Genomic DNA, 13,417 nt, shown 5'->3' with positions numbered 1-13,417 from the left:
GAGTGTTCCGATAAAAAAGAAAAAAATTAGGTAATGGCAAAAAACTAAATGCCATCCGAAATCTCGATGATAAAGAACAACGATACATGAAGGACCAAGACCACAAAGTTAGTCGTTCAATTGTTGATTTTGCAATTGACAATCATATTTCTGTCATTCGGTTAGAACATTTGACCAACATAAGACAGACGGCAAGAACAAGCCGTAAAAACGAAAAGAATCTACATACATGGTCTTTCTATCGCTTATCAAAATTCATTGAGTACAAAGCTAATTTAGCAGGTATTAAAGTTGAATATGTGAACCCTGCATACACTCCTCAAACTTGTCCTAATTGTTCTAAAAAGAATAAAGCAAAAGACAGAAAATATAAGTGTTCTTGTAGGTTTGAAACACATAGAGATAAGGTCGGTGCAATGAATATTCGATATGCACCTGTGATTGATGGTAACAGTCAATCAGCCTAAGATGCTATATGCACTGTCTTAGGAGGGGCAATGAGATGCCCTAATCTTGAAGACTGTTCAAAACAGAAATGGATTGCGAACGTTTAGTCATTCAAGAATCCCATCCGTCACACCGTAAAGTGTAGGACTTGCGGCTTTAGCCGTGGGAGTCTCAAAACACTCTAGTTTGATAAAATATTTTCCATATTATTGGATACAATAGTAGTACTCATGAATCAGGAGGAGGGCAATGAAGAAATTTGGAAAACTAGAAGCAATTTTATGGAGTATTGCCTTTCCAGGATTTCCACAGTTATTGCTTCACCAATATGTTAAAGGAATTCTATTTGTCCTATTAGAAATTATCATCAATATGAAAAGTCACTTTAACTCGGCCATCATGCTAAGTTTCTTAGGGAAAACTAGAGAAGCTGCCGAGGTCGTCAACTATCAATGGTTATTATTCTATCCGTGTTTGTATTTTTTTTCGATGTGGGATGCCTACCGAAATACTTTAGATAATGATGAATATCACCATTATATTCCTTTTGCCATTTCGGCCTATTTTGTAACGATAGGTTTAATGGTGTCGCCTCAAATTACGATTTTTGAAATCTTTTTTGGTCCCATTTTTCTCCCAATCATCTTTGTAATACCCGGTCTTTTTATCGGGCTGTTCATTCGAAAATTATTGTTAAGAAAACAATTTCAAAATAAAGAAAAATAGAAAATGTTTTCCTAAAATGAAGAGAATAGAGTCTCTTTATTAAAGGCTATTTTCGCATAAGCATAAAATCCTTGATTTCACTACTCTTCGGATCATCTTTTCGTATCAACTGGAAGGTGAATATAGAAAAAAGATCGATTTTCATATAGAATTTCTTCTTAAAACAACAACTAGTACGAAAAGAGCCTTATTAATAGAGAAAAAAGAGTCTATCAAACAAAGAAAGCAAAATAAAAATAAGTAAGTTATCCAAATTTCATATGTATAATCGGAGGTGGTCTCTGGTAGTGGAGGCAACATTATTGTTAGAATACGGCTGGGTATTAATTGTTCTTGTCGGGCTAGAAGGGATTCTTGCAGCTGATAATGCGGTGGTAATGGCCGTAATGGTTAAACACCTCCCTTCAGAGCAACAAAGAAAAGCACTTTTTTATGGACTATTTGGCGCATTTATTTTTCGCTTCTTAGCGCTTTTTACTATTTCTTTTTTAGTAGAAGTTTGGCAAGTTCAGGCAATAGGTGCACTCTATTTGCTGTTTATTAGTTTTTCCCATCTAGTAAAAAAGGCGAAGGGAAAAGAAGAATTCGCTCATTCAGCTGAAAAAATGAAGGGTTCCTCTTTTTGGGTGACTGTATTAAAAGTAGAATTGGCCGATATTGCCTTCGCTATTGACTCGATGCTTGCAGCTGTTGCATTGGCCGTGACTTTGACTCCAACGGGTTGGGTCAAAATTGGGGGAATCGATGGAGGTCAATTTATCATTATGCTTCTTGGTGGAATAATTGGATTAGTTATCATGCGCTTTGCAGCTAACTGGTTCGTAAAGATTTTGCAAACTTATCCTAGTTTGGAATCGGCAGCTTTTTTGATTGTTGGTTGGGTAGGGGTCAAATTAGCGGTGTTCACTTTAGCCCATCCAAAGATTCAGATACTAAATGAACACTTTCCAGAGTCAAAAGGATTTAAGGGCGTTTTTTGGGTTATCTTAATTGCGATTGCATTAGGTGGATATCTTGTGGCTAGAAAGCAGTCCCAAATTTCATCAGAAAGCTAACGAACTTTTCGTTAGCTTTTTACAGTTTACCCCCAAAAGCAGTAATCGTGTTGCCGTAGTATTATGACGTAAGCGATCTCAGATAAAAACAACAATTAACGGGGGTTAGTTAACGCATGAACTACAAACAAAAGATAACAAAATTAACGATGGCAGCTTTACTTGCATGCTCCTTCTCTTTTTCGGGGACACAAGTTCTAGCAAATAGCAATGAAGAATTTAAAAGTGTTGAAATGCCTACAGAACTAGAAATGGAAGAAACATTAAATGATACGACTGATCAATTAAATGAGCTTGAGGAACCAAATGTCTTACCTGGAGAAATCTTTTACTTTGCGAAGATCATGATTGAAAAAATTAAATTAGCGATTACTCTAGACGAAACGAAGGAGGCAAAGCTTCTTTCAGAATTTGCTGGAGAAAGGTTAAATGAAGCTGAAGTGCTGTTTCAGAAAGGAAAAGAGGATCTAGCCGTTGAAACACTTGAAAAAGCCTTAGAGCGTATTAATGAAGCAGAAGATGAAGCGATAAAATTAGACGATAGTGATTCTGAAGAATTTATTAATGAAGAATCTTCTGATGAGGAATCAATTGTGAAAGAAGAAATTTCAGTCGGTGATGAAGCGGCCGAATTATATTCTGAAAATGAAAGCACTATAGAAGACTCCACAGTAGAAATAACAGAAATGGAAAAAAGTGCAGAAGACGATGAGGATGAACTAGTTGAAGTGAAAAAGTTGATTTCTCAAAATATTATTGCCTTATCTGCGGCAATTGAAAAAGTGAAAAACCCAAAAGCAAAAGCCACTTTACAAAAAAATATCGAAAAAAGTTACGCTAAATTAGCCAGAAAAATAGAGAAATTAGAAGAGAAAACCGCAAAAAAGAAGCAAAACAAAGAGGAAGAAGCAGATAATAAAGTCGAAGAAATTGTTGAAACGGTAGATAAAGTAAACAACACTACAGAAGAAATAGTAGAGAATGAACTAGATAAGTTAGTACCGAGCGAAGATGATGATACAGTAACTTCTCCAATTGTAATAGAAGGGACAAAAGCTTTGAAAGAAGAACGTAATATGGAGAAGAACCAGCAAAAAGATAAGGGAAAAAAAGAAAAGCATAAAGATAAAAAAGAAAAGCATAAAGATAAAAAGAAAAATCAACAAAAGAAAGATCACAAAGGGAAAAGTAAAAAAGATTAATTAAATATAGAGGTTCATTAGCATCCGATAAAGTCTCTATCGACTGTTCATACTGGGCCGTCTTTCCATTCTACTAACCAACTTTTTAGTAATATATCATGCTATAATGGGTCTAGAAGAGGTGAGACTGATGCTAAATGTTTTATTACTTTTACTTACAAGAAAAAAGAAGTCAGCATCTTTAGAACAACTCGTTCTTGATATCCAAAAAGGAAATGAAAGTGCATTAGAAGATCTTCTTCAGTCCTATCAACCTTTTATCAAAAAAACGGTATCATCCGTCTGTAAACGGTATATTTACGAGAGCGATGATGAGTTTAGTATTGGACTAATGGCCTTTCATGATGCAATTCTTAAATACCAACCTGAACGAGGAGCTTCATTGCTAAGCTTTGCAGAAGTCATTATTAAGCGGAAAGTTATTGACTATTTGCGCAAACAAAATAAAGATAATGTTCTTGTTAGTCTGGATAATATTTCCATCTTGGAACAAGAAGGCGATACGTACGATAATCCTATTGAGAATAGTTTGTCCTTGCGACAATTTGAAAGTGAAAAAGTAATGAAAGCTAGACAAGAAGAAATTGTTACTTATAAAACCCTATTATCTTCATATAAATTAACTTTTGAAGACTTGATTATTCAGTCTCCTAAACACGAAGATGCTCGTCTAAATGCAATCCATATTGCAAAAATGATTGCAAAAGACCCAAAACTCCTTTCAGTTGTCCAAGAGAAAAAGAGATTGCCAATGAAAGAATTAGTTGAGAGGGTAAACGTTAGTAGAAAAACGATTGAACGAAACCGAAAGTTTATTATCGCGGTAACTCTAATTCTAACAGAAGAGTTTTATTATTTAAGGGACTACTTAAAAGGGCGGTTAAATACATGAAAAAAGGAATAGTCATGGAAGTGAAAACAGATTACTTAATCATGATGACGCCGTATGGGGAATTTGAAAAAGCTACTATTTCAGATAAGTTGTACGTAGTAGGTGAGGAAATAGAGTTTGCTCCTTATAAAGAGAGAAAACGGAGAGAATCCTATTCAATTTGGGCAAAGTTGGCTAGTGTTGCAGCCATCATGTTCCTTTCATTCACCCTCATTCAAGCATTTTTAGGAAAAGATTCAGTTTATGCCTATGTCTCTGTAGACATCAATCCTAGCTTTGAGATTGGTGTGACCAAAGATCTAGAAGTGATTGAAATAACTCCTTTCAATGCCGAGGCAAAGGAAATGTTAAATAGTTTAAAGGAATGGAAAAATAAATCGGTGCATTCTGTCTTAAAATCGGTCGTTGCATATAGCGATGAGAAGGGTTTTAATATAGAGAATATGATCATTACAACAGCTGTTAATAAAAAGAAAGCTACCAAGAGTAACACTAGATTAGACAAAGAAGTAGAAGAGATTAAAACCGAATTGCCAGTTACCACAACTATTGTTCCAGTTACGTTGGAACAGCGTAATAAAGCCCACGAAAATGGGATCAGTACAGGAACATATATTCAAGATTTAGAGAGTGTTACAAAAGTTGATATTATTGAAGAACAACCCAAAAAATCAACATCCAATCCGTCTTCTTCTAAAGATAAGATAGAAGAAAATAATACGTTAACTTCACCACAAACAGATCGAGCTGACAAGAAGAAACCAAGTGAAATAGGGTATGAAAATGCCAACGAGAAGAAGAAAAAGGAAAAAATTAAAAACAAAAATAAAAACCAACAAGGTAAACAACAAGACAAACCATCAGATGAGTTTGATAATAAGCAATTCAATAAGAACTCTAAGAACGCTAAGAACGCATCAAAAGCAAACTTTAAGGAAAACAAGAAGCGAATAAAAGAAGAGAAAAAATGGATTCGTACACAGAAAAAAAATAACACCAGTGATCGAAAAAAAGAAAAAGCCGACAGAAAATCTGACAGAGATGAAAATAGCCAAAAAGCAAACTAAAAGCAATTGCACTTTTTTATAGTTCATTATAATAAACATAACCCCCCTCCTAATACGAGGGGGGTTATGTTTATTGGATTTCCTAGTATAGGGAGCCTTGAGGACTCGGGATCTGTAACCTCACTCAGGGAAAAAAGTTTCCCTGAGCACACTATCAAGTGCTAACCGCCCTAAATAATAGTCCCTTCCACTTTTCTCATTTCCCTTGTAGTTGGGATTGGGCTGTTTGGACTAAGCGTTTTGTGATTTCTCCTCCGACTGAACCGTTAGATTTAGCAGCAGTATCGGATCCTAGTTGTACGCCAAATTCTTGAGCAATTTCATATTTAATATTATCTAAATATCCTTCAAGACCTGGAACTAGTAATTTATTTGAACTTTTTGCCATTATAAGCACTCCTTAAAAGTAATATTTGTTTTTTTGTAGCTTGGAGATAGTATGCTACCTCTAAGATTTATCATGCAGGTAAATGTTTGATATTATTTGGTTTAAATTTCTTTAGATTTTGGGAAATCTAAAAGAAAATATGAGAATAAAAGAGGAATTATGATGAATTTAAAATCAGGGAAATTATTTTGGCCATCTACGATGGAAAGCATTCCTAAGTATGGCATTTTAGACGAAAATATTGGGTGCGATGTATTAATTATTGGTGGTGGAATGTCAGGGGCGTTTTGTTCTTATTTTCTCAGTGGTACCCCACTGAATGTTGTTTTAGTGGAGAGAAGAGGAATGGCAAAAGGTAGTACTTGTGCCAACACAGGACTTCTTCAATTCGCTAATGATAAAGCTCTATACAAGTGTATACAGTCTTTTGGTATTGAAAAAGGTGTTCGACATTATCAATTATGCAAGCAAGCCCTAGAGACTTTACAAGAAGATATTATTCCAAATCTAAAGTTGCCAACCGATTTTATTCCGAGAAAAAGCTTATATTTTGCTTCAGATCAAAAGGGAGTTGTGGAAATCGAAAAAGAATACGAAATGTTAAAAAAATATGGTTTCCCAGCTACTCTATCTTCCTACTCAGAGAAAAAAAATGCGGATTTTTTGAAAAATAAAGTGGCGTTCTTTACAGAAGGAGATGCAGAAGTTAATCCTTTTAAGCTTGCACACTCTTTATTACATTTCGCCCACCAAAACGGTGTGAAAACGTATGAACATACTGAAATAAATGGAAAACAAAAAGAGAAAGATGGATGGATTTTTCATACAAAATCGGGACATAGGATTAAAACAAAGAAGGTAATCTATTCATTAGGGTATGAAGCGATGGAGACGGTTGTTGACTCTAACGCGGTAATTGAAAGTTCTTATGCTATCACGACAAATAAAATAGGTAATGTCGTGGAGTGGCCAGACCAGGCACTTATTTGGGAAACGGCCAGACCCTATTTTTATGCCAGAAGAACAATTGATGAAAGAATTATTATTGGTGGTTTAGATGAACCGACTAAAGACATCAAAAAAAGAGACTCGATGTTACCACATAAAACAATTGTCCTTCTTCAGACGCTAGAAGAGTGGTTTCCTAGTCTAAAGGGGAAACTTAATGTAGAATATAGTTGGTCAGCCTTTTTTGGAAGCACCCATAATGGACTTCCAATGATCGGACGCTATTCAGAGTATCCAGACAGCTATTTTTTATTAGGTTATGGTGGAAATGGTACAGTGTATAGTATTATTTTCGCAAAAATACTTAAAGAAATCCTTATGAACGGAACGTCAGAAGATCTGAATATATATGTTAGTAGTCAGAAATAAAATAAGTTCATCTTTTCGTTGACCAAATTTTACTTTAAAATATATAATGGCAAAACGTAATGGAGAGGGATATTACATATGTGGTTAAAAGCAAAAATGTTGTTCAATAAATTAACACCTGCACAATTAATTGGAACGTATTATTTTATTGCTATTACCGTTTCGACGCTACTGTTAAGCCTTCCGTTTGCTCATAAAGAGGGGGTTTCATGGACATTTATCGACGCTCTCTTTACAGGAGTGAGTGCGATTAGTGTAACAGGTTTAACGGTAGTAAATACTTCTGAGACATTTAACACAATTGGCATTGTAATCCTAATGTTAGTTCTACAGGTTGGCGGAATTGGAGTCATGACATTAGGGACATTTTTCTGGATCATTTTCGGGAAAAAAATCGGTTTGAAAGAAAGACGATTAATTATGACGGATCAAAATCAAATGTCTTTATCCGGATTAGTCAAATTATTAAGACAAATCCTATTATTAATAGTCGGAATTGAATTTATTGGAGCGCTAATTCTTGGAGTGTATTTTCAAAGCTTTTATCCTACATGGCACGAAGCATTTTTAAATGGACTTTTTGCATCTGTTGCCGCTACAACGAATGCAGGATTTGATATTACAGGACAATCTATGATTCCTTTTGCGAGAGACTATTTTGTACAATTTGTGATTATTTTACTCATGATTCTAGGTGCAATAGGTTTCCCAGTCTTAATTGAAACAAAGGACTATTTATTTAATCGTAATAAAGAACATACCATTCACTTTTCGCTTTTTACGAAACTAACGACTGCGACATTTTTTATTTTATTACTCGTAGGAGGTATTTTGATTTATCTTCTTGAAATTTCAAATTTCTTTAAAGACAAGGTGTGGCATGAGGCCTTCTTTTATGCGTTGTTCCAATCCACGACGACCAAAAGCGGAGGATTAGCTACCATGGACGTTAGTCTTTTTACGACACCAACGTTGCTTGTTATTAGTGGATTAATGTTTATTGGCGCTTCTCCAAGTTCGGTTGGAGGCGGAATTCGGACTACGACATTGGCAATAAATATTTTGTTCCTTTTCAATTTTTCAAAAGGAAATCGCCATATTAAGGTATTTAAAAGAGAAATTCATGAAGAAGATGTTCTAAAGTCTCTAGTGGTTACAACTTTGGCCATCGTCCTTTGTTTTTTTTCAATCATTTTGCTATCGATAACAGAAGATCATTCGTTAATAGAAATAATATTTGAAATAGCATCCGCATTTGGGACAACAGGACTTTCAATGGGAATTACCGCGGATTTATCAAATATCGGCAAAATCACATTGATGATTCTTATGTTCATCGGGCGCGTTGGAATCTTATCCTTCTTATTCATTTTTGGAGGAAGAGAGAAACCGACGAAATATCATTATCCAAAAGAACGTTTAATTATTGGATAACAGTCAAGAAGAGAGCGAATAGCTTTCTTCTTTTTTAAGGCGTTTTTCGTATGCAAAGGTGTGATTGATCTATCGATTTTGGTGAATATTTCATTCAAATAATTAAGAAAGGACTTTTCGTATACATTTTGGCTATTTCATCGAGGATTAACTGATTCGAAAAGCCACAAACTTTGCGAAAACAGCCTTCTTGAAAGAATAGAATGAAAAAAACAAGAAAAACTAGCAGTGACGCCTTATTAAACATTCGAGAAATGATAGATAAGGTAGCCCAATTTAAAGGAGATAGTAAAATGGTAAAGAGAAAAGCAGCGAAGGATGCCGCAGTAAAAAATAACAAAACACCTAAGGAAAATTTAATGGAAACAGAGTTCTCATCAGAATTTGCTCAAGGTGAAGATGTCGCTAAAGCCGCCAATCGAAACTCGAAAAAAGGGAGGCAAGGTAGAGGATGAAAAAAACTAATAATAAATTACATCTAAGAGAGGAATATGGTGTTGAGACGGGAGACATTAATGCGATAAAACACTACGAAATCACAAGCAAAGAAAACGCTTCTAAGCAGGAGGATACGAAAAAGAAACGCTGATAATAAATCGGCGTTTCTTTTAGGCAAAGTACGAGTATATAATTTTTCGAAAAGGTTAGTGCTTAGCTTCAAGCGCAATCGACTTGCGGTCATAGGCTGGTGGCGCTTGAAGATTCTCTTAGTGAGAAGCAAAAAAGATATTTGATTTACCTGTAGAAGGGTGGAAATAGGTTAAGATATTTGTAAAATGGTAAACGATTTTACCAGAATTTAAGTATTCCTGAAGATCAAATGAAATGGTTTCCAACACAGTGTGTTTGTATAAATCCTTTTCATGAAGATGAAGTTGAGTGAACTCATCCCCAAACACAATAGAATTTTGAAGGATTTGCTGATAGATAGCAGAGCGTTCTTCTTTCGATAGTCCGTCGTTCCACCATGGCTTTCTTGGTTTATAGCGTTGGTGAAGAAGATAATCAAATTTCATCAACCCTCGGATAACGTCCAAATTTTGAATGGAAAGTGTATGAATAAATTCCTCTAAACGCTTAAATAAATCCTCTAATTGATGGCCAATTTTAGACCATCCTTTTTCTTCCCAATACGTACCAAATGCTTGGAAAAAATCAAACGGTGAATCAAATACATTCTGAACTAAATATTCAATCGTATGATCCATTCTATGATCATTCCAATATTTTTCAAGCACATCTTCTACTTGTTTAATTGTGATGATTTCTGAAAAGGATAAAACATCATTTTCTAACATTTCATACGGTGCATGATCCATGTAGATATAATGATTTTCTTTCGCTCGAATTCGAAGGCCAGTTCCTCGAAGAAGTTTCAAAAATCCGAGTTGAAGTTCTTCTGGTCGTAAAGCAAAAACATCATTAAATGTTTGGCGGAAAGATTCATAATTTTCTTTAGGTAGTCCTGCGATTAAATCAAGATGTTGATCAATTTTACCTCCATCTTTCACCATGGATACTGTGCGTGAAAGTTTTTGGAAGTTTTGTTTGCGCATGACCAGCTCATTGGTCATATCATTGGTAGATTGAACACCGATTTCAAATCGAAATAGTCCTTTAGGTGCATTTTGATTTAAAAACTCAATCACCTCGGGGCGCATAATATCAGCAGTGATTTCAAATTGAAAAACAGTACCTGGTGTATGTTCATCAATGATAAATTGAAACATTTCCATGGCATAACTACGGCTAATATTAAATGTACGGTCTACGAATTTAATGATCTTCGCTCCATTGGCCATCAAATAACGAATGTCTTCCTTGACATTTTCCCGATCAAAGTATCTTACGCCAACTTCAATTGAGGATAAACAGAATTGACAGCTAAAAGGGCACCCTCTACTTGTCTCGATATAAGCAATGCGCTTTCCTAGATCCTTTTTGTCTTCTTGGAATCTAAAAGGTGAAGCAAGTTCCTTCAAGTTTAGTTTATTTTGCTGAGGTTGGATCTTCATTTTGCCCTTTTGATCCATGTACCCAATTCCATGAACATTTTCGAATTTTTTATCACCAGACAATTCTTTTAGTAGTTGTTTAAAGGATTGTTCTCCTTCTCCTAGAACAATATAGTCCACATCGACTAAGCGCTCCAGCCAGTAGGGAACATCATAAGTCACCTCTGGTCCTCCTATAATAATCGTAGTGTTTGGTAGGACCTTTTTTATCATTGATATAACCGATATGGTCTCTTCAATATTCCATATATAACAACTAAACCCAATCACATCAGGCTGCATTGAATAAAGGTCAGTCACAATGTTCATAATTGGATCTTTAATGGTGTATTCTGCTAAATCGATAGGAAAATCAGGTTCTGCATGTGCCTTCAAATAGCGAATGGCTAAGTTGGTATGGATATATTTTGCGTTTAATGTACTTAAAACTACTTTCATTATATGAGTAACTCCTTAACAAGAATTCATTTATGGTTGCATTTCATAATAGACGCTTATCTATTGTAGCGGAACCAACATAAAACCTCAATAATCACCATCATTTTAGAAAAATATACATATTTAGAGAAGGAATTATCGATCATTGTCCGAATACTTTTACTAAGTAGGAAAAACTCCGATATACTAACCTCAAGATATTTGGCAAGATTAAGGAGGGAAATAGAGAGATGTTTCATGAAGCAACAAGAGCAGGAAAAGTAGAAAGAAATATGCTTTGGGATATGATGGAATATGCGAATGAAAGCATCTTATTTCTCGATAAGGGTAACCAATTTATTTCAGGGAATTCAAGCGCATATGAATTATTTGAGGTGAGTGAAGAAGAAATGATCGACCTTCAAGTCTTAGAGCAGTTTGATGGGACTACGTCTATTTTCCCGATAATTATTTTACCGAAAGCAATCGCACGAATGAGAGATGACTTTCAAAAAGAAAGAACAGTGATTTTTACGAAAGAAGGCAGAGTACGACAAGTTGAAATCTCTCTTCTTTTCTCGAATGAATATGATAAAACAATCATTAAAATTCATGAAACGAAAGATAAATACTTTTCGACTTCTACTGTTTTTAATGAGACAATGTGGTCCATTTTTCACCGTTCAAGCGAAGCAATTCTTTTACTCACCTCAGAAGGGAAAATAGAACTAGCTAATATTGCTGCTCAGGAATTATTTGATTTTTCACAAGATAAATTAATAGGTCAAAAAATACTAACTTTTATTCCAGCTACGGCTCACGATAAATTGAACCGTGTGTATCGTAAAGTCATTAAGAATGAAGAATGTCGTGGAGAAATGCCTATACATCATGACAATTGGAGTGGAATTGTTGAATACTCAATCACACCGTTCATTTCTGAAAATAGGCATCTACTAAAAATAAAGCAAGTCACAGTTGAAAAACAGAATGGAATTGACCTAAAACATAACGAGGAACTATATAGAGAGTTGTTTGATGAAGCTTTAGATGGGATGGTGATCTGGGGGGGAGATGGAAAAATCATCAAAGCAAATTCGGCAGCCCTTCGAATATTTGAAAGTAATCAGGAAGAGATATTATTCAATAAAATCGAGGATTTTGTATATCCTACATCAATTAATCAATATCAAGCTATTTTAGGAAAACTCCGGAAAAAAGGGTCTGTTAGAGATGAACTATTGTTTCTTATGCCCAACTGCCAGTTAAAACAGCTAGAGTTTACTGTCAAACTCCATTCTGTCGATGGGTACCATATGATGATTGTTCGAAATGTTAGTGAACGGTATCATATTGAACAAGAATTACGTCGCAGTGAAGAGCGATTCAGGAAGATTTTTGAAGGAACGTTGGATGGATTGATGATTAGTGATCATGATTTTAAAATTGTAGATATTAATCCTGTAGCATGTGATATTTTCCAGATACCCAAAGAAAGGTTGATAGGAAAAGATGCTCTTCTACTCGAAAAATTTTCGAGTAATGAGGAAGTGGAGCGACATATTAAAGAACTAAAAGAAGAAGGTCAAACTCAGTTTGTAGTAACGATGAATCATACAGAAGGGTCTCCTCGGTATATTGAAGTGTCTTCTAAATACAAGGTATTATCTAATCTCAATTTAACCATTATAAGGGATATTACAGAAAGAGTAGAAATGCAGGATCAATTAAGAAAATCTGATACATTGAGTGTAGTCGGTGAGCTAGCTGCAGGCATAGCTCATGAAATTCGAAATCCTATGACAGCATTAAAAGGGTTTATTCAGCTTCTAGAAAATAGTATTGAAGAAAAACATAGTATGTATTTCAATGTGATTAAATCAGAATTACAAAGAATAGAAACCATTATTACGGAATTTCTCGTTTTAGCTAAACCCCAAGCAGTAAGCTATCAACAAACAAGTGTTTCAAAAATTATGAAAGAAACGGTTGAATTATTGAATGCTCAGGCTCTCATGCACAATATTATTATTGAAGTAGAGGCAGATAGTGAATTGCCACTTATTTATGTAGAGCCACATCAACTGAAGCAAGTATTTATTAATATGATTAAAAATGCGATTGAGATCATGCCAATAGGTGGAATGATTTATATCAGACTCTCACAAGAGAATGAATGGATTCATATTAGTATTCGGGATGAAGGGGAAGGTATCCCAAAGGAAAAAATCAGCAAGTTAGGAGAGCCTTTTTATACAACCAAAGAAAGAGGAACTGGACTTGGACTTATGGTTAGTTTTAAAATAATTAAAGAGCATAAGGGTTTTGTAAAGGTGGAAAGCGAACTAACTAAGGGGAGTACTTTTCATATCTACTTGCCTAAGAAAGAAGGTTGAA

At 34.9% G+C, this 13,417-nt stretch carries 12 protein-coding genes and 1 pseudogene; 11 read left to right on the top strand and 2 right to left on the bottom strand.

Annotated elements, in window-relative coordinates:
• The 6 genes and pseudogenes from U8D43_RS05915 to U8D43_RS05890 form a co-directional block, all read left to right on the top strand.
• Positions 1-467, top strand: a pseudogene (locus U8D43_RS05915) (RNA-guided endonuclease TnpB family protein); the annotation flags it as partial.
• A 229-nt stretch (positions 468-696) separates the two neighbouring features.
• Entirely contained in the window at positions 697-1,173 is a 477-nt protein-coding gene (locus U8D43_RS05910) for a hypothetical protein (protein ID WP_335870221.1), read from the top strand.
• 287 nt (positions 1,174-1,460) lie between these two features.
• Positions 1,461-2,228 carry a TerC family protein gene (locus U8D43_RS05905; RefSeq protein WP_335870219.1) on the top strand — a complete coding sequence of 256 codons (768 nt, stop codon included), beginning with the start codon at positions 1,461-1,463 and terminating at the stop codon, positions 2,226-2,228.
• 116 nt (positions 2,229-2,344) lie between these two features.
• A complete protein-coding gene (locus U8D43_RS05900) occupies positions 2,345-3,430 on the top strand; it encodes a DUF5667 domain-containing protein (RefSeq protein WP_335870217.1) in 1,086 nt (361 codons plus the stop codon).
• A 130-nt stretch (positions 3,431-3,560) separates the two neighbouring features.
• Complete coding sequence (gene sigI / locus U8D43_RS05895; protein ID WP_335870215.1) at positions 3,561-4,322, top strand: RNA polymerase sigma-I factor; 762 nt, start codon at positions 3,561-3,563, stop codon at positions 4,320-4,322.
• A complete protein-coding gene (locus U8D43_RS05890; protein WP_335870213.1) occupies positions 4,319-5,389 on the top strand; it encodes an anti-sigma factor domain-containing protein in 1,071 nt (356 codons plus the stop codon). The genes sigI and U8D43_RS05890 overlap by 4 nt, the downstream gene beginning before the upstream one ends.
• 196 nt (positions 5,390-5,585) lie before the next feature.
• Here U8D43_RS05890 and U8D43_RS05885 read toward each other — a convergent pair whose 3' ends face one another.
• Complete coding sequence (locus tag U8D43_RS05885) at positions 5,586-5,777, bottom strand: alpha/beta-type small acid-soluble spore protein (protein ID WP_335870211.1); 192 nt, start codon at positions 5,775-5,777, stop codon at positions 5,586-5,588.
• A 162-nt stretch (positions 5,778-5,939) separates the two neighbouring features.
• Between U8D43_RS05885 and U8D43_RS05880 the strand changes: the two genes are divergently transcribed.
• From U8D43_RS05880 to ykzE, 4 genes are all read left to right on the top strand, one after another.
• Positions 5,940-7,154 (top strand): NAD(P)/FAD-dependent oxidoreductase, encoded by a 1,215-nt coding sequence (locus U8D43_RS05880; protein WP_335870209.1) that lies wholly within the window; start codon positions 5,940-5,942, stop codon positions 7,152-7,154.
• Positions 7,155-7,232: 78 nt separating this feature from the next.
• A complete protein-coding gene (locus U8D43_RS05875; protein WP_335870207.1) occupies positions 7,233-8,588 on the top strand; it encodes a TrkH family potassium uptake protein in 1,356 nt (451 codons plus the stop codon).
• A gap of 293 nt (positions 8,589-8,881) precedes the next feature.
• Positions 8,882-9,043 (top strand): protein YkzP, encoded by a 162-nt coding sequence (gene ykzP / locus U8D43_RS05870; RefSeq protein ID WP_335870205.1) that lies wholly within the window; start codon positions 8,882-8,884, stop codon positions 9,041-9,043.
• Entirely contained in the window at positions 9,040-9,177 is a 138-nt protein-coding gene (gene ykzE / locus U8D43_RS05865; RefSeq protein WP_335870203.1) for a protein YkzE, read from the top strand. Before ykzP ends, ykzE begins: the two co-directional genes overlap by 4 nt.
• A 118-nt stretch (positions 9,178-9,295) precedes the next feature.
• Here the strand turns inward: ykzE and U8D43_RS05860 are convergent, their stop codons facing one another.
• A complete protein-coding gene (locus U8D43_RS05860) occupies positions 9,296-11,041 on the bottom strand; it encodes a B12-binding domain-containing radical SAM protein (RefSeq protein ID WP_335870201.1) in 1,746 nt (581 codons plus the stop codon).
• Between the two features lie 230 nt (positions 11,042-11,271).
• Here U8D43_RS05860 and U8D43_RS05855 point away from each other — a divergent pair, with 230 nt between their 5' ends.
• Complete coding sequence (locus U8D43_RS05855) at positions 11,272-13,416, top strand: PAS domain S-box protein (protein WP_335870199.1); 2,145 nt, start codon at positions 11,272-11,274, stop codon at positions 13,414-13,416.
• Position 13,417: the final 1 nt, after the last annotated feature.

The sequence above is a fragment of the Bacillus sp. 2205SS5-2 genome (assembly GCF_037024155.1).
In the GTDB taxonomy this organism is placed as follows: domain Bacteria; phylum Bacillota; class Bacilli; order Bacillales; family Bacillaceae_K; genus Bacillus_CI.
Note: the sequence above shows the minus strand (reverse complement) of the source record. Positions and strands in the feature narration are given on the sequence as shown.